This window comes from Nocardiopsis potens DSM 45234, assembly GCF_000341105.1.
Lineage (GTDB): Bacteria > Actinomycetota > Actinomycetes > Streptosporangiales > Streptosporangiaceae > Nocardiopsis_A > Nocardiopsis_A potens.
Genome location: NZ_ANBB01000020.1, coordinates 20,718 through 41,781, shown reverse-complemented (window position 1 = coordinate 41,781; position 21,064 = coordinate 20,718). Strand labels below are relative to the sequence as shown.

Annotated in this window: 13 protein-coding genes; 5 read left to right on the top strand and 8 right to left on the bottom strand. The window is 75.0% G+C overall.

Features of this window, described 5'->3' with window-relative positions; genetic code table 11:
* Positions 1–219 precede the first annotated feature (219 nt).
* Together D459_RS0107650 and D459_RS0107645 are read right to left on the bottom strand one after the other, a co-directional pair.
* Positions 220–2,172 carry a helix-turn-helix domain-containing protein gene (locus D459_RS0107650; protein WP_017592406.1) on the bottom strand — a complete coding sequence of 651 codons (1,953 nt, stop codon included), beginning with the start codon at positions 2,170–2,172 and terminating at the stop codon, positions 220–222.
* Positions 2,169–2,987: a 3-hydroxybutyrate dehydrogenase gene (locus D459_RS0107645; protein WP_017592405.1), complete on the bottom strand. Its 819-nt coding sequence runs from the start codon at positions 2,985–2,987 to the stop codon at positions 2,169–2,171. Before D459_RS0107645 ends, D459_RS0107650 begins: the two co-directional genes overlap by 4 nt.
* A 359-nt stretch (positions 2,988–3,346) precedes the next feature.
* Between D459_RS0107645 and D459_RS0107640 the strand changes: the two genes are divergently transcribed.
* Positions 3,347–4,717, top strand: coding sequence for an MFS transporter (locus D459_RS0107640; RefSeq protein WP_017592404.1), 1,371 nt, complete (start codon positions 3,347–3,349; stop codon positions 4,715–4,717).
* Here the strand turns inward: D459_RS0107640 and D459_RS0107635 are convergent.
* Positions 4,696–5,160 carry an acyl-CoA thioesterase gene (locus tag D459_RS0107635; RefSeq protein ID WP_017592403.1) on the bottom strand — a complete coding sequence of 155 codons (465 nt, stop codon included), beginning with the start codon at positions 5,158–5,160 and terminating at the stop codon, positions 4,696–4,698. The genes D459_RS0107640 and D459_RS0107635 overlap by 22 nt on opposite strands.
* A gap of 112 nt (positions 5,161–5,272) precedes the next feature.
* The gene (locus D459_RS0107630) at positions 5,273–7,381 is read right to left on the bottom strand and encodes a prolyl oligopeptidase family serine peptidase (RefSeq protein ID WP_017592402.1); all 2,109 of its coding nucleotides are present in this window, start codon (positions 7,379–7,381) and stop codon (positions 5,273–5,275) included.
* 272 nt (positions 7,382–7,653) lie between these two features.
* Between D459_RS0107630 and D459_RS0107625 the strand changes: the two genes are divergently transcribed.
* Positions 7,654–8,199 carry an HNH endonuclease gene (locus tag D459_RS0107625; RefSeq protein WP_017592401.1) on the top strand — a complete coding sequence of 182 codons (546 nt, stop codon included), beginning with the start codon at positions 7,654–7,656 and terminating at the stop codon, positions 8,197–8,199.
* A gap of 137 nt (positions 8,200–8,336) precedes the next feature.
* Positions 8,337–8,543: an FmdB family zinc ribbon protein gene (locus tag D459_RS0107620; protein WP_017592400.1), complete on the top strand. Its 207-nt coding sequence runs from the start codon at positions 8,337–8,339 to the stop codon at positions 8,541–8,543.
* A 207-nt stretch (positions 8,544–8,750) separates the two neighbouring features.
* On the opposite strand, the gene ilvD is transcribed toward D459_RS0107620, so the two are convergent.
* Complete coding sequence (ilvD, locus tag D459_RS0107615; RefSeq protein ID WP_017592399.1) at positions 8,751–10,613, bottom strand: dihydroxy-acid dehydratase; 1,863 nt, start codon at positions 10,611–10,613, stop codon at positions 8,751–8,753.
* 171 nt (positions 10,614–10,784) lie between these two features.
* Positions 10,785–11,585, bottom strand: a complete 801-nt coding sequence (locus tag D459_RS0107610) for a nuclease-related domain-containing protein (protein WP_040709493.1) — start codon at positions 11,583–11,585, stop codon at positions 10,785–10,787.
* Positions 11,586–11,792: 207 nt separating this feature from the next.
* Between D459_RS0107610 and D459_RS0107605 the strand changes: the two genes are divergently transcribed.
* A complete protein-coding gene (locus D459_RS0107605) occupies positions 11,793–13,223 on the top strand; it encodes an amidase (RefSeq protein WP_017592397.1) in 1,431 nt (476 codons plus the stop codon).
* Here the strand turns inward: D459_RS0107605 and D459_RS34180 are convergent.
* Complete coding sequence (locus D459_RS34180; protein ID WP_394296692.1) at positions 13,114–14,340, bottom strand: MFS transporter; 1,227 nt, start codon at positions 14,338–14,340, stop codon at positions 13,114–13,116. The two genes, D459_RS0107605 and D459_RS34180, sit on opposite strands and share 110 nt — an antisense overlap.
* 1,716 nt (positions 14,341–16,056) lie before the next feature.
* Here D459_RS34180 and malQ point away from each other — a divergent pair.
* On the top strand, positions 16,057–18,156 hold the full coding sequence (gene malQ, locus D459_RS0107585; protein WP_017592393.1) for a 4-alpha-glucanotransferase: 2,100 nt from the start codon (positions 16,057–16,059) through the stop codon (positions 18,154–18,156).
* Between the two features lie 199 nt (positions 18,157–18,355).
* Here malQ and pepN read toward each other — a convergent pair whose 3' ends face one another.
* Entirely contained in the window at positions 18,356–20,902 is a 2,547-nt protein-coding gene (gene pepN / locus D459_RS0107580) for an aminopeptidase N (protein WP_017592392.1), read from the bottom strand.
* Positions 20,903–21,064 lie beyond the last annotated feature (162 nt).

Genomic DNA, 21,064 nt, shown 5'->3' with positions numbered 1-21,064 from the left:
GCCCCCCCCCCCCCGCCGGTGGGCGGACGGCGGCGGGGTCCCGCTGCGGCCGGGCCGGCCGCAGCACGGTGCGGCGCCGGGCGGTCCCTCCGGCGCCGTGCACCCCGTTCCGCAGGGCCTCGATGGGGATGCGCTCCCCGCGGGCCGGGTCCCGCCCGGCGCGCGGTGCCGCGTCGGGCACGGGGGGCCGCCCGCTCTGACGGGACCGCACCGCCGGGATCAGCGCGGGGGGCGGCCGGCGGGCGGGGGGTCGAGGTCCAGGCCGTCGCCGAGCAGGGCGTGCAGGCGCAGGGCGAGCTGGAGCTCCAGGGCGCGCGGCGGGCTCTGCCAGTCCGGCCCGAGCAGCCGGCCGACCCGGTCCAGGCGCTGGGCGACGGTGTTCACGTGCACGTGCAGGGCGTCCTTGGCGCGGGCCGGGCTGGCCCCGTGCGCGAAGTAGGCGCGCACCGTCTCCACCAGGGTGGTGCCGCGCTCCCGGTCGTAGGCGAGCAGCGGGCCCAGGGTCGCCTCGACGAACCCGGGGACGTCCCGGTCGCCGCCGATCAGCAGCCCGAGGAAACCCAGGTCGGCGGGGGAGGCCACGTCCCCGGTGCGGCCCAGCGAGACCAGCGCCCGCAGGCAGCGCCGCGCCTCGGCGTAGGCGCCCCGGAAGCCCGGCACCCCCGCGGTGGGGCCCGCGGTGCCCGCGGTCACCGGGGTGTTCACCGCCGCGGACAGCGCCTCGGCGGCCCGGGCGCCGACCTCGGCCGGGTCCTTCCCGGGAAGCGCCAGCACGGTGCCGCCGGCCCGCGTCCCCGCCAGGCCGTCGCCGGTCTCCGCCAGGTGCTGGGCGGCCGAGCGGAGCCGCCCGGCGTGCGCCCCGGGCGCCTCGGCGACCACCACGACGTGCGGGGCGTCCAGGTCGGCGCCGAGCAGCCGGGCCCGGCGGCGCAGCGCGTCGGCGTCGTCCGGGGAGTCCAGCACCGCGTCCAGCAGGTCGCCGCGGACCCGGTGCTCGGCCTCGCTCGCCGAGCGGCGCATCACCAGCAGCAGGGCGACCACCAGGGCGGCCCGCTCCAGGATCCGGCGGTCGGCGGCGTCCAGCCGCACCCCGCGCAGCACCAGGGTGCCCAGCGGCTCGCCGCCGGCCAGCACCGGTGCGGCGCAGGTCTCGCCGACCTGCACCACCCGGCCGCCGGCCTGCGCGGCCCGCACCGCCTCGGCGTCCTCCCCGGCGGGGCCGTCCGGACCGGGGCGCCCGGCCCCGGGCGGGCCCGCGTCGTAGAGCACCGCCGAGCCGCCCAGCACCTCGCTGACCGCGGCCTCCACCTCCTCCATCCCGCCGCCGCGCAGCACCAGGTCGGTGAGGCGCTCGTGGGCGGCCGCGGCCCGCTCCACGCCGGTGCTGTGCAGGGTGAGCCGCTGGTTGGCCTCGCCCAGCTCGGCCAGGGCGGCCCGGGTGTCCTCGATGAGGCCGGCGTTGTCGATCGCGATCGAGGCGTGCGCCGCGAGCGAGCCGAGCAGCGCCACCTCGTCCCGGGAGAAGGGCCGCTCCCGGCGGTTGGCCGCGAACAGCACCCCGATCACCCTGCCGTTGAGCTGCAGCGGCACCCCGAGGATGGCGATCAGGCCCTCTTCGCTGACGGCGGTGTCGATCGGGTCGGTGTGCGCGAACCGGGTGTCGGTGAAGTAGTTCGCGGTCACGTAGGGCAGCGCGGTCTGCGCCACCAGCCCGCCCAGCCCGTCCCCGGGGCTCAGCCGCAGCCGCTGGAACCGCGCCGACACCGACCCCGAGGTGACCCGCATGACGGTGCCGCCGCCGTCGCCCGGATCGGCGTCGCGCAGCGTCAGGTAAGCGGTGTCGGTGCCGAGCAGGTTGCGGGCCCGGTCCACGATGGCGCGCAGCACCCGGTCCAGGTCGCGCATGCCGGCCAGGTCGTTCGCGGTCTCGTACAGCGCGGCCAGCTCCGACTCGCGCCGCCGCCGGTCGGCCAGCACGGTGCGCACCTCCAGGGCGAGCACCTTCGCCGTCTCCAGCCCGGCCAGGGCCTCCGGGTCCCACCCGGCGGCCCGCGCCTCCATCAGCGGCCGCTCGTACTCCACGGCGGGCGCGTCGCGCAGCAGCAGCCGCAGGAACTGGGTCTGCGCGCTCTCCGGGCCGGCCGGGTCCGGCGGCGGGACCGACCGGGTCACCCGGCGCTCCAGCCGCCGTCGAGGGTGAGCGAGGCCCCGTTGACGAACGAGGCGGCGGGGCCGCACAGGTAGGCGACGGCCTCGGCGACCTCCTCGGGCTCCAGCAGCCGCTTGGCCGGGGTGCGGGCGAGCAGCACCCGCTCGGCCACCTCGCCGGGGTCCAGGCCGTGCGCGGCGGCCTGATCGGCGAGCTGGCCCTCGACCAGCGGGGTGCGCACGTAGCCGGGGGCGACGCAGTTGGACGTGACGCCCCGGGCGGCCCCCTCCACCGCGACGGCCTTGGACAGCCCCTCCAGGGCGTGCTTGGCGGTGACGTAGGCCGACTTGTAGGGCGAGGCGAGCCGCCCGTGCACCGAGGAGACGTTCACGACCCGGCCCCACCCCCGCCGGTACATGTGCGGCAGGGCGGCCCGGACGGTGCGGAACGGCGCCTCCACCATGACCCGCAGCATCCGGGAGAACTCCTCCGGAGGGAACTCCTCCACCGGGGAGACCAGCTGGAACCCGGCGTTGTTCAGCACGATGTCGGCGCCCCTGCCGATCTCCTCGGCGGCTTCGGGGTCGGCCAGGTCGGCCGGGACGGCGGTGCCCGCCCCGCTCTCGGCGAGCGCGCGCACCCCCTCGGCGTCCCGGTCCACCAGCCGGACCTCGGCGCCGGCGGCGGCCAGCCGCAGCGCGCACGCCCGGCCGATGCCGGAGGCGGCGCCGGTCACCACGGCGGTCCGCCCGCGCAGGTCGAGCGGGGCGGACGCGCCGGCCGCGGCCGGCGCCGGAACGGGCGCCGCAGGCTGCGCGCGCCGGTCGGTGGTGGCCATCGAGCCCTCCTGGTCCTGCACGGGGCCGGGGCCGGAGCCCCGGCGGGAGCGGTCGCAGCTCAATCTAGGCGGGCCCGGCCCCCCGGCGCATGGGGCCCGCCTCCATGCCGGACGGCCCGGGAGTGGCGCCCGGCGACATGCCTCGCCGGCCGCGGCCCCGGGGGCCGCCCGCGGGGGCGCCGCCGGCGTCCGGGGCCCAGGGGTGTGCCCCGGATACATGGGCGCGCCGCACCGTGGGTGGGCGGCCGCTATGGCATGGGCCACACTGTGCGGCCTACGGTGCAGCTGCCGAGGCCCTCCGGGCGTCCGGAAGGCCTCGGGCCCTGCCCCCCGACCGTGCGGAAAAGGTGGAGAACCCCATGGCCACGACCCGCGACGGCACCCCGCGCAGCTCGTTCGCGAAGGTGGTGACGTCCAGCCTGATCGGTACCACGATCGAGTGGTACGACTTCTTCCTCTACGGCTCCGCGGCCGCGCTGGTGTTCGGCTCGGTGTTCTTCCCCGAATCCGACCCGCTGACCGGGACGCTGCTGGCGTTCGGCACCTACGCGGTCGGGTTCGTCGCCCGGCCGGTCGGCGGCCTGGTCTTCGGGCACTACGGGGACCGGATCGGCCGGAAGAAGCTGCTGGTCATCAGCCTGCTGATGATGGGCGCCTCGACGTTCGCGATCGGGCTGCTGCCCGGCCACGCCGCGATCGGCCTGCTGGCGCCGCTGCTGCTCATCCTGCTCCGGCTCGTCCAGGGCTTCGCGCTGGGCGGCGAGTGGGGCGGGGCGGTGCTGCTCGTCTCCGAGCACGGCAGCCCGCGCCACCGGGGCTTCTGGGCGTCCTGGCCGCAGGCCGGCGTGCCCTGCGGGAACCTGCTGGCCACCGCGGTCCTCGCGGTGCTGGCCGCGACCATGTCGGACGCCTCCTTCGAGGCCTGGGGGTGGCGCATCCCGTTCCTGCTCTCCGGGATCCTGGTGCTGATCGGGCTCTACATCCGGCTGGCGGTGTCGGAGTCCCCGGTCTTCCTGGAGGCGGCCGCGCGGGCGGAGCGGGCCCGGGCCGCCGAGGGCGCCGTCGAGCGGGCCCCGCTGCTGCTGGTGCTCCGGGACCACTGGCGCGAGCTGCTGGTGGCCATGGGCGTGCGCGTCGCGGAGAACATCTCCTACTACGTCATCACCGCGTTCATCCTGGTCTACGCGGTGCAGGAGGCCGGCGTCGACGACGGCACGGTGCTCAACGCGCTGCTGGTCGCCTCGGTGGTGCAGCTGGCCGCCATCCCGCTGTGGGGGTTGCTCTCCGACCGGGTGGGGCGCCGCCCGGTGGTGGCCTTCGGCGCGGTCGGGGTGGGCGCCTGGGCGTTCGCGTTCTTCCCGATCATCGACCAGGGCACGTTCGGCGCGCTGCTCGCCGCCGCCGCGGTCGGCCTGGTGCTGCACGCCGCCATGTACGGGCCGCAGGCCGCCTACTTCTCCGAGCTGTTCGGCACCCGGACCCGCTACTCCGGCGCCTCCATCGGCTACCAGCTGGCCTCGATCGCCGCGGGCGGCCTGGCTCCGCTCATCGCCACCGCGCTGCTGGCGGAGTTCGCCTCCTCGGTGCCGATCTCGGTCTACGTGGCCGCGGCGTCGGTGCTCACCCTGGCGGCGGTCGCGGTGTCGCCGGAGACCCGCGGCCGGGACCTGGCCGAGCGCCCCGCCCAGGACGGGGCGGCCGACCCGGATCAGGCCGCCGGGTCCCGGTAGCGCAGCAGGTAGGCCCGCTCGCCGGCGTCCAGCCGGCGGGCGGCCTGGCGGTCCAGGTCGTAGCCGACGATGACCGACTCGGCCCGCAGGTAGACCGCATCGTCGTCGAGGATCTCGTAGGCCAGCCGGAAGCTGGCGTTGCGCACCTCGGTGACCCGGGTCTCCACCCGGACCGGGGCGCGGCGGAGCAGCAGCGGCCGCAGGTAGTCCACCTCGTGCCGGGCGACGACCAGCGCGCCGAACAGCCGCTCCCCGCCCCCGTCCGGCTCGGAGTCCCACTTGAGGAACGCGATCCGGGCGTCCTCCAGGTAGGTCAGCATCCGCACGTTGTTGACGTGGTTCAGCGGGTCGAGGTCGGCGAAGCGGACCTGGGCCAGGTGCACATGGCGCTCACCGCCCCCCGCGGTCCGTCCGGGGGGCGCCTCGGTCGCGATCTCCACCACTGCTCAGGTCCCTGCCTCTCCGCCGCCGCGATCCCGGGCGGCCCGTACGCACCGGGCCGCCCACCGGCCGATTCTCCCGCGCCGGGCGGACCGCCCGCACACCGCCCCCGGGTCAGGCCCCGCCGGAGCCGCGCCGCAGCCCGGTGCAGCGGGCGAGGAACGCCAGCTGCTCGGAGCCGAGCGCCACGCTGCGGCTGACCGAGCGGGAGCTGTGCCCGACCTCGGACTCCCGGCGGAGCAGCACCGGGCGCTCCTCGGGCGGGGCGGAGGTGGCGTGCTGCACGGCGGCGCACATCTTCCGCGCGTGCAGCGGGTCCACCCGGGTGTCGTTCTCGAACACGGTGAACAGGACCGCCGGGTAGCGCACCCCCTCCCGGACATGGTGGTAGGGGGAGTAGGAGAGCAGCCAGTCCAGCTGCTCGGGGTCGTCGGCGGAGCCGTACTCCACGTTCCACAGCCGCCCCAGCCCGAACCGCTCGTAGCGGACCATGTCCAGCAGCGGCGCCGAGCACACCGCGGCCGCGAACAGGTCCGGCCGCTGGGTGACGGCCGCGCCCACCAGCAGGCCCCCGTTGCTGCCGCCCATCACGGCGAGCCGGTCCGGGGCGGTGGCGCCGGACGCGATGAGGTGCTCGGCGCCGGCGGCCAGGTCGTCGAAGACGTTCTGCTTCCGGTCGAGCATGCCGTCCCGGTGCCACTCCTCGCCCTCCTCCAGGCCGCCGCGGAGGCCGGCGACGGCGTAGACGCCCCCGGCCCGGACCCAGGCCAGCGCGGTCGCGGAGTAGAAGGGGGTGACGGAGAGCGCGAAGCCGCCGTAGCCGGACAGCACGGTCGGCAGCGGGCCCTCGGCCCCCTCCGGGGAGAGCACCAGCATCCGCACGGTGGTGCCGTCCTTGGAGGCGTAGGCGACCTGCTCGGCGCGGACCCCGGGCAGGTCCAGGTCCCCGGCCCCGGGCGCGGCGGCCCACAGCGAGGCCTCGCCGGTCCGCGCGTCCAGCCGGTACACCGAGGCGGGGGTGGCGTGGTCGGTGTAGGTGAACCACACCTCGTGGCCGCCCTCGGGCCGCTCGGTCAGCGCGCCGACGCTGCCCGGGCCGGGCAGCTCCACCCTGCCCAGCAGGTCGCCGGTGGCCAGGTCGTGCCGGGTGATCTCGGAGACCGCGTGCCGGGCCCAGACCGCGACCAGCTGCGGCCGGTCCAGCTCCGGCCCGTCCGCGATCGCGTACCCGCCGAGCACCGCCTCCGGGTCGGGGCCGATCAGGGTGCGCCAGTTCTCCGGGCCTGGGTCGGCGGGGTCGCAGACGCACAGCCGGCCGCGGGACGCGTCCCGGTCGGTGGAGACGTACAGCCGGCCGTCCCGCCCGACGTAGGGCTCGGCCTCGGCGTCCGCGCCCTCCTGCACCGGGGTGAAGCAGGGCGTCTCCGGGCCGGACTCGGCCAGGTCGGCGATCCAGGCGTCGTTGCTGACCGAGGTCCCCTCGGAGGAGGTCAGCAGCAGGTACCGGCCGGAGCGGTCCACGGCCGCCCCGAAGTACTCGGTCATGCCGCGCCCCTCGCCGAAGACCAGTACGTCCTCGTCGGTGGGGCGGCCGACCCGGTGCAGGTAGACGCGGCGGTGGTACTGGCGCTCGTCCTCGGGCACCTGCTCGGGCGGGAGCCGCCGGACGTAGTAGAACGCCTTGCCGCCGGGCAGCCAGGCCGGGGCGGAGTGCCGGGTGCGGTCGATCGGGCCGTCCACCGTCTCGCCGGTGGCGATGTCCATGACCCGGAGCAGGGACTCCTCATCGCCGCCCTCGGAGAGGTGGTAGGCGAGCAGCCGCCCCTCGTCGTCGGGGTACCAGCCGTCCAGGGTGGTGGTGCCGCTCGGGTCGATCGCGGTGGGGTCGATCAGCACCCGCTCGCCCTCGCCCGGGGCCGAGGTCACCAGCACCCCGTGCTCCTGGCCGGGCTCGCGCCGGACGAACAGGCACCGTTCGCCGCGCCACACCGGCGGGCCGACGTGGCCGGCCCGCATCAGCGCGGCGATGTCCGCCGCGAAGGCGGACCGCTCCGGCCAGGAGTCGCGCATCCGGGCGTAAAGGGCGTCCTGGGCCGCGGACCATTCCCGGGAGGCGGGCGAATCCGCCTCCTCCAGCCAGCGGTAGGGGTCGGCGACGGAACGGCCGTGCAGATCTTCGACCAGGTCCGAGCGGCCGGCCGCGGGGTAGCGGTGATGAGGCATGACCGCACCCTATCGGCGCGCTTCACGTCGCCGATTCATACCGTGCGCCATTATCGGAAGCCAGGGGTTTTCCACGAGCCCGCAGAATTGGGGTGGCGGCGGACGGGTCCGACCCAGCAAACTGAATGCGGGACTAAACGCTGCGGGAACCACCCACGGGAGGTCCGTGTGGAAGAGTCGACAGAGGCGGCCGCGAGGCCGGCCCACAAGGAGGTCTCCTGGCTGGCCGATCGGCTGGCCGGGGTAGAGACACGTACGGCCGGAGCGGTGCTGTGAGCGCCCGCACCGGCACGGAGGGCGGCACACTCCGCAGGCACGTCCTCCTGCTCAACGCCAGCTACGAACCCCTGACCACGCTCCCCCTGCGCCGGGCCGTGCTCCTGGTGCTCAGGGACAAGGCCGAGGTCGTCCACGGCGACGCGGCCGGTGCGGTACTGCACTCCGCGACCACGGTGCTCTCGGTGCCGTCGGTGATCCGGCTCCGCCGCTACATCAGGGTTCCCTACCGCCGCCGCGTTCCGCTGACCAGGATCGCGCTGATGCGCCGGGACGGCAACCACTGCGCCTACTGCGGCAAGCGCGCCGAGACCATCGACCACGTCATCCCCCGGAGCAGGGGCGGCGCCCACATCTGGGAGAACGTGGTCGCCTCCTGCAAGCCCTGCAACCACAAGAAGGCCGACCGTCTCCTCGACGAGCTGGGGTGGACGCTCAACATCACCCCCAGCGTTCCACGAGGTCTGCACTGGCGGCTGATCAACGGAGACCAGCACGGCGACCCGCAGTGGGCGCCGTACATGCCCCGCCAGGCGGCCTGATCAGGACAACCGAACCGCGCAGCGCCCACCGTGACGCGCCCCGGGGGACCACCCGGGGCGCGTCGCCCGTTCCAGGAGCGGGGCGGGGCTGAGACGGCGGCGCGCCGCGCGGGCGGCCGGTGCCTATCATCGGTGCCATGCCTCGATACGAGTACGCCTGCCGGACCTGCGGCGAGTCCTTCGAACTGTCCCGGCCGATGGCCGAGTCCGCCGACCCCGCCGACTGCCCGCAGGGGCACGGCGACACGGTGAAGCTGCTGTCCCGGGTGGCCGTCGGCGGGATGGCCGCCGAGCCCGCCGGAGGCGGCGGCGGGGGCTGCTGCGGCGGCGGGTGCTGCGGCTGACCGCGCACGCCCGGCCCTTCGGCGGGCCGGCCCCTCCCCGAGCGGTGGTCCCGACGCTGCGGCCTTGACCGGGCGGGTCGACGGGGCCGCTCTGCCGGGATCACCGGGGCGGGCCCTTCTCCGGCAGGCGGTCCGGTCCGGAACGGGCGGAGCCCGGGTCACCGCCGTGCGGGCGGGACCCGGGCTCCGCCGGTGCCGGTGCGGGGCTCAGCCCTCGATCTGGGAGACGTCCCGGGCGGCACCGGTGGAGGCCGAGGTCGCCATCGCGGCGTAGGCGCGCAGCGCGGCGGTCACCGACCGCTCGCGGGTGCGCGGCCGGAACCCGCCGAGCTCCTTGAGCAGCCGCTCGCGGCGGGCGTTCAGCTCGTCCTCGGGAACCTCCAGGACGATGCCGCGGTTCGGGATGTCGATGCCGATCACGTCGCCGTCCTCGACCAGGGCGATGTCGCCGCCGGCCGCCGCCTCCGGGGAGGCGTGCCCGATGGACAGCCCGGAGGTGCCGCCGGAGAACCGGCCGTCGGTGACCAGGGCGCACGCCTTGCCCAGCCCGCGCCCCTTGAGGAAGCTGGTCGGGTAGAGCATCTCCTGCATGCCGGGGCCGCCCTTGGGGCCCTCGTAGCGGATGACCACCACGTCGCCCGGCTCCACCCGCTTGTTCAGGATGCCCTCGACGGCGTCCTCCTGGCTCTCGAAGACCTTGGCCGGGCCGGTGAAGGTGAGCAGCTCCTCCTCCACGCCGGCGGTCTTGACCACCGCGCCGTCCACGGCCAGGTTGCCGAAGAGCATGGCCAGCCCGCCGTCGGCGCTGTAGGCGTGGCCGACCGAGCGGATGCAGCCGGCCTCCCGGTCGGTGTCCAGGCTCTCCCACCGGGTGTCCTGGGAGTAGGCCTTGGTGGTGCGCCGCCCCCCCGGGGCGGCGTGGAACAGCTCGACCGCCTCCGGCGACGCGCTGGGCAGGGAGATGTCCCACTCGGCGATGAACTCGCCGACCGTCTTGCCGTGCACGGTGGGCAGCGAGGTGTCGATCAGCCCGCCGCGGGCCAGCTCGCCGAGGATGGCGGGGATGCCGCCGGCCCGGTGCACGTCCTCGACGTGGTACTTGTCCGTGTTCGGCGCGACCTTGCACAGGCAGGGCACCTTGCGGGAGAGCTCGTCGATCTCCGGCAGGCCGAATTCCACGCCGGCCTCGGTGGCCGCGGCCAGCAGGTGCAGGATGGTGTTGGTGGAGCCGCCCATCGCGATGTCCAGCGCCATCGCGTTGCCGAAGGCCTGCGGGGTGGCGATGGACAGCGGCAGCACCGAGGAGTCGTCGCCCTCGTAGTAGCGCTTGGCCACGTCCACCACGAGCCGGCCGGCGTCCTGGTAGAGCCGCTTGCGGGCGACGTGGGTGGCCAGCACGGTGCCGTTGCCGGGCAGGGCCAGGCCGATCGCCTCGGTGAGGCAGTTCATCGAGTTGGCGGTGAACATGCCGGAGCAGGAGCCGCAGGTGGGGCAGGCGGCCTCCTCCAGCACCGCGAGCTCCTCCTCGGAGACGCTCTCGTCGGCGGCGGCGACCATCGGGTCGATCAGGTCGAGCTTGCGCTCCTTGGTGGCGGTCCCGTCGACCACGGTGACCCGGCCGGCCTCCATCGGGCCGCCGGAGACGAACACGGTGGGGATGTTCAGCCGCATCGCGGCCAGCAGCATCCCGGGGGTGATCTTGTCGCAGTTGGAGATGCAGACCAGCGCGTCCGCGCAGTGCGCGTTGACCATGTACTCCACCGCGTCGGCGATGAGCTCGCGGCTGGGCAGCGAGTAGAGCATGCCGCCGTGGCCCATGGCGATGCCGTCGTCGACCGCGATGGTGTTGAACTCGCGGGGGACGCCGCCGGCCTCGCGGACCGCGCCGGCCACCACGTCGGCGACCTCGCGCAGGTGCACGTGGCCCGGGACGAACTGGGTGAAGCTGTTGGCCACCGCTACGATCGGCTTGCCGAAGTCCTCGCGCTCCACGCCCGAGGCGCGCATGAGCGCGCGGGCGCCGACCATGTTCCGGCCGTGGGTGACGGTGCGTGAGCGGAGCTGCGGCATGGGATTCTCCCAACGAGAACGGTGTTTCAGACCGATGGTATCCCCGGCGCCCACCTGCCTGTGTCTCGACTCCAAAGATTTATGTCTCATATTTTGAGATGACATGTCCGGGGCCGGACACGGCGGCGGCCCGCCCCGGGCGCCGGGACGGGCCGTTGCGGGCTCCGCGGGTCAGTACTTGGCGGGCAGGACCTTCTCCGCCGCGCGGTGGATGTCCTCGATCTCCTGCTCGGTGAGGCGGCTCTTGCCGGTCCGCAGCCACTTGCGCACCTTGGTGCCGCGGATGATGTCGACCCCGCGCAGGTTGTGGCTGTCCCAGGGCATCCCGGGGCCGTAGATGGCCAGCGAGGCGCGGACCTCCACCGGCCGGCCGAGCTCGTCGCTGATCAGCTGCTGGGCGGTCCGGGCCTCCTCCAGCGCCTCGTCGATCCGCTCGTTCTTGGAGAACCGCCCGTGGTAGAGGCTCTCCAGCTTGTTGCGGAGCGGCAGCCGCTTGTCCCACGACTCGGAGTCGATCGCGAACGCGCCGCGCCGCCCGACGATGAAGTGGTCGATCTGGCCGTTGCCGCCCGGGGTGCCGCGCGCGTGCAGCACCCGGTAGCCCAGCCGCTTCATCACCCGCAGCTGCGCCTCGGTCCGCCGCTGGGCCATGGAGGGCTTCCGCCAGCGGGGGACCTCCGAGTGGCGCCGCGCGGTGCGGACGATGAACCCGATGAGCACGGCGGCGGTGAACGTCGCCCCGATCTGCCAGTCCCGGGTGAGCAGGCCCGTGACGAGCCCGACGGCCAGCGCGATCGCGCCGCGCACCGCCCACCTGCGGGTCGCCTCGGGGGTGACCAGGTCGCCGTAGGTGCCGAGGAGCCCGCCTTTCGAGCCCTCGCCGCTCTGTTTGTCCGCCGACACGAAAAAGGGCGACAGGGATGCCGCCTCAGGGCGCTTGGCGCCGTCCTTCGCACTGGTTGCCGATTCCACGGTGCACAGATTAGTTCCATCCATATGCGAGTCCCAGTCCATTGAAACTCACACTTTTGTTCCCTTCTTCTTGGGGGAATCTCACGTGTTCGTTACCGGAGGGAGGGAATGATGACCCTTTACCCGGACCTCTCTAGAGAAGTGCCGGGCCCGCCCGCTGCTCCGGCGGGGTACCGCAGGGCGGGCCCGCCGCGCTAGCCTCCGCCCATGAGTAGGATTCACGACCTGACGGCGCTGGAGCAGGCCGAGGCGGTCCGCCGCCGGGAGCTGTCCCCGGTGGAGATCACCGACCACTACCTGGACCGCATCGACCGGCTCGACGAGCAGGTCGGAGCCTTCATAACGGTCACCGCGGAATCGGCGCGGGAACAGGCCCGCAAGGCGGAGGCCCAGGTGCTCCGCGACGCGCCGGAGGACCTCCCTCCGCTCCTCGGCGTACCGGTTCCGGTCAAGGACCTGGACCCCGTTGCGGGCGTCCGGCACACCTTCGGGTCGATCGCCTACGCGGACAACACCGCGGCGGTCGACGCCGAGTTCGTGGTCCGGCTGCGCGCGGCCGGCACGGTGATGACCGGCAAGACCAACACCCCCGAGTTCGGCAGCCCCTGCTACACCGAGAACGACATCGCCCCGCCCGCCCGCACCCCCTGGGACGCCTCCCGCTCCGCCGGCGGCTCCAGCGGCGGCGCGGCCGCGGCCGTCGCGGCCGGGCTGGCCCCGGTGGCCCAGGGCAGCGACGGCGGCGGCTCGATCCGCATCCCGGCCAGCGTCTGCGGGCTGTTCGGGATCAAGCCGTCCCGGGGCCGGATCACCTCGGCCCCGGCCCGCCCGGACTACATCGGCCTGTCCACCTCCGGGCCGCTCGCCCGCACCGTCGCCGACGCCGCCCTGCTGCTCGACGTGATGTCCGGGTCGCTCCCCGGCGACTACTACACCGCCCCGCCGCTGCCCGCCGGGGAGACCTTCCTGGACCACGCCCGCCGGGAGCCGAAGCGGCTGCGCATCGGCAGGTTCAGCGCGACCCCGGTCCCGGGGGTGCGGCCCGACCCGGCGGTGCTGGAGGCCTATGAGGACGCCACCCGGCTGCTGACCGGCCTCGGCCACGAGGTGGAGGAGGCCGACTGCCCGTTCGACGCCTCGATGCTGCAGATGTTCTCGGTGGTCTGGGCGGCGATGGCGGTGGCCGGCCCGGTCCCGCCGGAGTACGAGGACCGGCTGCGCCCGCTCACCCGGAGCCTGCGCGCCAAGGCCCGCGCACTCTCGGTGGAGGACTACATGCGGGCCACCGCCGGGCTGCAGCTGGCCATCCGCAAGGCGATGCCGGCGATGCTCGGCTACGACGTGCTGCTCAGCCCGACGCTGGCGGCGCTGCCCGCGCCGGTGGGCCACTTCGACGCCGGGAACGACCCGGAGGAGGAGTTCGCCCGGATGACCCGGTTCACCCCCTACACCTCCATGTTCAACGTGACCGGCCAGCCCTCCGCGAGCGTCCCGCTGCACTGGACCCCCGAAGGGCTGCCGGTCGGCGTCATGCTGACGGGCCGGATGGGGGAGGAGGCGACTCTGCTGTCCCTCTCGGCCCAGCTGGAGGGGGCCCGTCCGTGGGCGGACCGGCGTCCTCCGCTGTGGGACGCCTGACCTTCATCCCCAGGGTGAGCAGCGCGCCGAGGGCCGCCAGAGCGGCGGCCCCGGCCGCGCCCGCAGCGATCCCGCCCAGATCGATCAGCCAGCCGGTGAGCGGCGAGGCCAGCGAGATGCCGCCGGTCGTCGCGGTGGTCATCCAGCCGTAGGCCTCGCCGCGCCGGTCCGGCGGGGCCAGCTCGCCCACCCGCTCGGTCACCGCGGCGACCGTCGGCGCGATGGCCAGGCCGGCGATGAACAGCACCGGGCCGATCAGCCACGGCGTCGGCAGGTGCAGCACCGGCGGCAGCAGCGGCACCACCAGCAGCGCCCCGGCCGCGGTGCCGAAGGCGCGCCGCGGGATCCGCGGCCGCCCGGCCAGGGTGCCCGCGATCAGGCCGCCCACCAGCGACCCCAGCGCGTAGATCGCCATCAGGCCGCCGGCGTAGCCGGGCGTGCCCAGCTCGCGGGACCAGGCGACCATGGCCAGATCGATCGAGCCCAGCCCGGCGACCATCAGCATGATCACGGTGATCACCAGCAGCACCTGGGGGTCGGTGAGCAGCGACCGGCGGCGCCCGGCGGGCCCGGCGGAGTCGGCCGCCCCGGAGCCCGCCTCCCCGGAGGGGCGCGGCGGCAGGGTGTGCCCGGCCCGGCGCAGCGCCAGCGCGAAGCCGACGGCCCCGGTGCAGCCGATGGCGCCCAGCACCAGCAGGCCGGTGCGGCCGCCGCCGAAGCCGACCACCACGGCCGCCAGCAGCGGCCCCACGATGAAGAGCAGCTCCTGCAGGGTCGCCTCGGCGGCGAACATGGTCTGGCGGGTCGGGCCGGAGGTGATCCGGGGCCACAGCGCCCGGCCGATCTGGGTGGCGGGCGGCTGGAACACCCCGGTGACCACGGCCAGCGGGACCGCGACCCACCACAGAGCCGCGGGCAGCAGCGCCATCGCGGTCAGCCCGCCCCCGTACACCGCGGCCGAGGCGAGCAGCAGCCGGTCGTTGGGCTGCCGGTCGGCCATCCGCCCGCGGACCGGCCCGCCCAGCGCGGTGCCGGCGGTCAGCCCGCCGGCGACCAGCCCGGCCAGGGCGTAGGAGCCGGTCCAGCCCGCGACCAGGAAGGTGACCGCGATCGGCATGCCGCCGATGTGCATCCGGGCGGCCAGCGACCAGAAGAGAAGGGAGCCCACGTCGGGCACGGCGAAGAGACGGCGATAGGACATGAGCACCGTCCCAGTGAAGCACAGAGTCGTCCCATGTTTAATCCGTTTTCCGGCCGCTCCGAGTCCCTGGCGGGAGCGAGCCCGACGGGCGGCACGGTGGGCGACATGACGGGCGAAACGACGGCGCGCCGGCCCCCGGCACCCCCTGAGCGGCCGCCGGAGCCCCGCCGGAACCCCGGCGAGACGCTGTCGGCGGAAGGCAGGAACGGGGCGGAGGCGGTCGCCCGGGTGCGGCGTCCCACGGGGTGAAGGTTCAGGCGGGCGGCGAGGGCGGGGAGGGGGACCGGCCGGTCGGTCGGGTGCGGCGCCCCGCGGAGCGGAGGTTCAAGCAGGCGGCGACGGCGAAGGTAGGGCCGGGGCCGGGCACTCCAGCCGGGTGCGGTGCCTCGCGGAGCGAAGGTTCAGGCTGACGGCGACGGTGACGGCGCCGGTGGGAGCGGGGCGGGCGTCTCACCCGGGCGCGGCGCCTCGCGGGGTGCAGGTTCAGACGGGCGGCGACGGCAGCGGGCCGCCCGCCCGCGCCAACCAGGGGGCCTTATCCCCTATGCCGGGTTTGCGGCAGGGAACGGGCGGGAGCGGCAGCACCTTGCGCACCTCCGCAGCACCCCGATTACATCTACCAGCGAGTAGTAAGCCCCGAAGCCCTCACCACCCCCTCCCCGGTTACCCAGAGTGGTCAAGGTGGGCCCTCCCGGCAGGGCAAATACGACATCTCGCCCCCGCCTCTGCTCTTCCCGGGTTCCGGCCCCCTGCTTTGCGGGCTTGCGGGCGGCTCGAACCCCCGAACACCGGCCCGGCCGGGGCGATTCGGGCCTCTCGGGGGCCGATCCGGGCCGGGATGCGCGCTCAGGAATCACCGGGGTGCTCTCGCGGTGCGCAGGGCGCCCCAACCCGCCATCACCCTGCGTATTCATCCAGGTCAGAGGGGTGTGGTGGTTTCAGGGGTGGCCGACCACGGTGCCCGGGGCGGCGCGGGCGCGGCGATCCCGCCCCCCTCTGACCGCTCCGACCACTCCCGCCCTGCTCTGCCGCACCGGATCGACCGGCCGGTTCCCACCGCCGCCTTCGCCGCCCGCTTGAACCCCGACCCCGTGGGGCCCGACACCCGGGCGACGCCTGCACCCCGCCCCCACCGCTGCCGTCGCCGCCCGCTTGAGCCGTCACCCCGTGGGGCGCCGCACCGGATCGACCGGCCGGTCCCCTCCCTGCCCTCGCCGCCCGCTTGAACCTTCGCTCCGCGAGGTGCCGCACCCGGGTGGCCGCCTTCGCCTCGCCCCCGCCGCTGCCGTCGCTGCCTGCTTGAAGCCCGGCCCCGTGGGGCGCCGCGCCTGACCGACCAGCCGGCACGCCCCCTTCCCGCCTTCGCCGCTCGCTTGAACCCTTGCCCCGTGGGGCGCCGCGCCCGGGTGGCCGCCTTCGCCTCGCCCCCACCTTTGCCGTCGCCGCTCGGGGCGTGTCCGGGCGGTTTCGGTCTGTCGGGAGGGGGCGGAACGGGGTGCGGAGCGGTGGGGGCGGACCGGGGCGTCTGCCGGGGAGGGGCGGGGCGGGCCCCCGATACGGTCCGGCCGCAGCGTGGAACAGGGCATGGCGTTCCCGTCCCGATGCGGGCCGTATGCGGCATCATCGGATGCTGTGAGCGATGAGGACCTGGCACTGCTGGCCGAAGAGCACGGGGTGGCGACCGCCTACGAGGACTGGCGGGGCCGCAGGGTGCGCGTGGGCGCCGATACGCTCCGCCATGTCCTGGGCGCCCTCGGGGTGGACCCGTCCGATCCGCGGGCGGCGCTGGAGGCGCACCGGGAGGCCCAGGCCCGCCGGCTGCTGCCGCCGGCCGTGGTCGCCAGAGCCGGCCGCTCGCCCCGGCCGCCCCTCCCCGAAGGGGCGGTGGCCCGGGTCGAGCTGGCCGACGGCGGCGAGACCGGGCTCGGCCCCGGCCTGCCGCTGGGCGTGCACACGCTCTACGCCGAGTACGGCGGCGCCTGCCAGAGCGCCCCGCTGCTCATCGTCCCGGAGCGGATCGGGCTGCCCGCCGCGCTGGCCGGCCGGCGCTGCTGGGGGCTGATGGCCCAGCTGTACTCGGTGCGCTCGCGCGCCTCCTGGGGCATGGGCGACCTGCGCGACCTCGCCGAGCTCGCGGACTGGAGCGCACGCGACCTCGGCGCCGCCTTCGCGCTGGTCAACCCGGTGCACGCGACCGAGCCCGCGCCGCCGCTGGAACCCTCGCCCTACCTGCCGGTGGGCCGCCGCTACGCCAGCCCGCTCTACATCCGGGTCGAGGACGTCCCCGAGTACAGCCGCCTGGAACCGGCGCAGCGGGAGGCCGTGCAGCGGCTGGCCCGGCCGCTGCGCGAGCGCGGCCGCACCGCCGACCTGCTCGACCGGGACGCGGTGTGGAGCGCCAAGCGCGTCGCCCTGGAGTCCCTGTTCCAGGTGCAGCGCTCCCCGTCGCGGGAGGCCGCCTTCCAGGCCTACCTGGAGCGGGAGGGGGCGCCGCTGATCGAGTACGCCACCTGGTGCGCGCTGGCCGAGGAGCACGGGCCGGACCACCGGCGCTGGCCCTCGGTGCTGCGCGACGCCTACGGGCAGGAGGTCGGCGCGCAGGCCCTGGACCGGTGGGACAGGATCGACTTCCACCGCTGGATGCAGTGGGTGCTCGACGACCAGCTGGCCGCCGCCCAGGCCGGGGCGCGGGCGGCGGGCATGCCGATCGGCATCGTGCACGACCTCGCGGTGGGCGTCCGGCCCGGCGGCTCGGACTCCTGGATGTACCGGGACGCGCTGCTGGACGGGGTCAGCGTGGGCGCCCCGCCGGACGAGTTCAACCAGCAGGGGCAGGACTGGGCGCAGCCGCCCTGGCACCCGGTGCGCCTGGCCGAGCAGGGCTACGCGCCGTTCCGGCAGGTGCTCCGCCAGTGCATGCGGCACGCCGGCGGGGTCCGCGCCGACCACGTCATGGGCCTGTTCCGGCTCTGGTGGATCCCCGAGGGCGCCTCCCCGGAGGAGGGGACCTACGTCCGCTACGACCACGAGGGCATGGTCGGCTCGCTGCTGCTCACCGCGGAGGAGACCGGGGCGCTGGTCATCGGAGAGGACCTGGGCACGGTCGAGCCGGAGGTGCGCGAGCACCTGGCCGAACGGGGCGTGCTGGGCACCTCGGTGCTCTGGTTCGAGCGCGGCCCGGACGGCGCCCCGCGCCGCCCCGAGGAGTGGCGGGAGCAGTGCCTGGCCACCGTCTCCACGCACGACCTGCCGCCGGTCGCCTCGTTCCTCACCGCCGAGCACGTCGAGCTGCGCGACCGGTTGGGGCTGCTGAAGCGCCCCGTGGCCGAGGAGCTCGCCGACGCCGAGGCGCAGGTCGAGGCGTGGCGCCGGCTCCTCATCGAGCTGGACCTGCTGGACCCGGGGGTGGACCCGGTCTCCGACCCGCAGACCGTCGTCGCGGCGCTGCACGCCTACCTGGTCCGCACCCCGGCGCGGCTGGTCGGCATCGCGCTGACCGACGTGGTCGGCGAGCGCCGGATGCAGAACCAGCCCGGCACCAGCACCGGCTACCCCAACTGGCGCATCCCGCTGACCAGCGCGGAGGGCGAGCCGGTGCTGCTCGACGAGCTGATGGCCGACCCGCACCTGTCCGCGGTGGTCCGCCGCGCCCTGCACCCGCTCACCGGAGGCCTGCCGGACGAGCCCCACCCGGACGCCCCGCGCCTCCCGCCGAGCTGGTTGGAGTCCTGACGGCGGGCGCGGGCCCGCGCGGGCCCGCGCCCCCGGGCACGGCGAAGGCGGGAAGACGCGGCGAGGGGGCGGCCCGGGCGGGCCGCCCCCTCAGTGGTCGGGACCTCGGACCGGGTTCTCCGACCGGGTTCTCCGGTCGGGGCGGCCGGGCGGGGTGCGCCGCCCGGCCGCCGTTCCGAGGCCGCCGTTCCGGGACCGGCTACTCGGCGGCGCGGGCGTCGCGGCGCTGGGCCTCCAGGGCGCGCTCGACCGTGGCGCGGCCCTCGACCAGGAGGCGGCGGAGCGCCGGGGCCGGCGACTCCGACTCCAGGTAGGCGTCGGTGCGGCGGAGGGTCTCCTCCTCGACGAGCTGGCCCGGGTAGGCCATCTCCGCGAAGGACTGGGCGAACTCCTTGGTCCAGTTCTCCCAGATGTCGCCCAGCCGGGAGAAGTAGGAGTCGACGTAGGGCCGGACCAGCTCGCGGTGGGCCGGCTCGCCGAACCCGGCCAGGGTCGCGCGGAACTCGGCGTTGGCCATGTCGCCGCGGACGATCCGCTCCCAGGTCTGCGCCTTGGCCTCGGCGGTGGGCACCGCGGCCCGGCAGCCGGCGGCGTGCCGCTCGCCGGTGGCGGTGGCGTCCGACTCCAGCTCGGCGGCGATCTCCTTCTCCCCGGCCTTGCCCGCCGCGACCAGCCGGCGCAGCAGGGTCCAGCGCAGGTCGGTGTCGACGGTGAGGCCGTCCACGGTGATCGCGCCGTCCAGCAGCCCCTGCAGCAGCGACAGGTGCTCGTCGCCGACGGCGGCGTCGGCGAAACCGGTGGCGTAGACCAGCTGCAGGTCGCTGCCGGGCTCGGCGGCGGTGAGCAGGTCGCGCAGCCGGTCGGCGAGGAGCCGGAAGCCGGTCTCGCGCCACTCCGGGGCGGCGTAGTTGACCAGCGCCGAGACGGCCTGGCGGAGCAGCATCTGGGCGACCGAGACGTCACCGACCCCGCCGATGCCGGAGACGACCAGCCGCACGTAGTCGCGGGCGGCCATCTCCGCGTCGCGGGTCATGTCCCAGGCGGCCGAGAAGCACAGCGCGCGCGGCAGCGACTCGGCGATCTCGCCGGCCGACTCCACCACGGTGCGCAGCGACCGGTCGTCCAGCCGGATCTTGGTGAAGGTGAGGTCGTCGTCGTTGATCAGCACCAGGTCCGGGCGGGCCTTGCCGACCAGCTCGGGGATCTCGGTGCGCGGACCGCTGACGTCCAGCTCCACCCGGTCGCGGCGGACGATGCCCTTGTCGGTGCGGTCGTACAGGCCGACCGCGAGCCGGTGCGAGCGCAGCGTCGGGTGGTCGGCCGGGGCCTCCTGCAGCACCGCGAAGGAGGTGAAGTTCCCCTCGGCGTCCACCTCGAAGTCCGGGTGCATGGTGTTGACGCCCGCGGTCTCCAGCCACTCCCGGGACCAGCCGGACAGCTCCCGGCCGGAGGCGCGCTCCAGCTGGCGGAGCAGGTCGGAGAGCTCGGTGTTGCCCCAGGCGTGCTCGTTGAAGTACTCGCGCACCCCGGCGAAGAACGCGTCCACCCCGACGTAGGCCACCAGCTGCTTGAGCACCGAGGCGCCCTTGGCGTAGGTGATGCCGTCGAAGTTGACCTCCACCGCCTGCATGTCCGGGATGTCGGCGGCGATCGGGTGGGTGGAGGGCAGCTGGTCCTGGCGGAGCGCCCAGGCCTTCTCCACGTTGGCGAAGGTGGTCCAGGCGTCGGTCCACTTGGTGGCCTCGGCCTGGCAGTGCACGCTGCTGTAGGTCGCGAACGACTCGTTCAGCCACAGGTCGTCCCACCAGCGCATGGTGACCAGGTCGCCGAACCACATGTGCGCCATCTCGTGCAGGATGGTCTCCGCGCGGCGCTCGTAGCGGGCGTCGGTGACCCGGGACCGGAAGACGTAGTCCTCCAGGAAGGTGACCGCGCCGGCGTTCTCCATCGCGCCGGCGTTGAACTCCGGCACGAAGAGCTGGTCGTACTTGCCGAACGGGTAGCGCAGACCGAACACGCCGTGGAAGAAGTCGAAGCCCTGCTTGGTGACCTCGAAGATGGCGTCGGCGTCCAGGAACTCCGCCAGCGAGGCCCGGCAGTACACGCCCAGCGGGATGCCGTCGTGGGAGTCCCGCTCGACGTGGTACGGCCCGGCGATGAGCGCGGTGATGTAGGTGGAGATCGGCTCGGTGGCGGGGAAGTGCCAGCGGACCTTCTCCGCGCCGGAGTCCTGCACCGGCTCGCGCACCGCGTCCGGGGCGCTGTTGCTCACCACCTCGAAGTCGGCCGGGGCGAGCACCGCCAGCTCGAACCGGGCCTTGAGGTCCGGCTGGTCGAAGCAGGTGTACATGCGGTGCGCGTCCGACGTCTCGAACTGCGTGTACAGGTAGGTCTTGCCGTCCACCGGGTCGACGAACCGGTGCAGCCCCTCGCCGGTGCGCATGTAGGCGGCGTCGGCCACCACGCGCAGCTCGTTGGAGGCCTCCAGGCCGCTCAGCGCGATCCGGCCGCCGTCGAACACCTCGGCCGGGTCCAGTGCGCGGCCGTTCAGCACGATCTCGGAGACCGCGGGGGCCACCAGGTCGACGAAGGTCGACGCGCCGGGCTCGGTGCAGTCGAAGCGGATCGTCGTGGCGGACCGGAAGGCCGTGTCCCCGGTGGTCAGGTCGAGCTCGACGTCGTAGGAGGAGACGTCGAGGAGCCTCGCGCGCTCGCGTGCCTCGTCGCGTGTCAGGTTGCCCGCCACGTACCGCTCCCTTCGCGGCCGTCGTCGTCGCCGGCCGCAATCGAAAGGCGGCCTCCACCGCGCGGCGGTCGGCCGCGTCCCTGGGAGGCCCTGCCAGGTTGTGCTTCCCTGGGCCTAGATCCTGCCACTTCCGGGCCCCGGATGCCGAGCGGGCGGACGAAC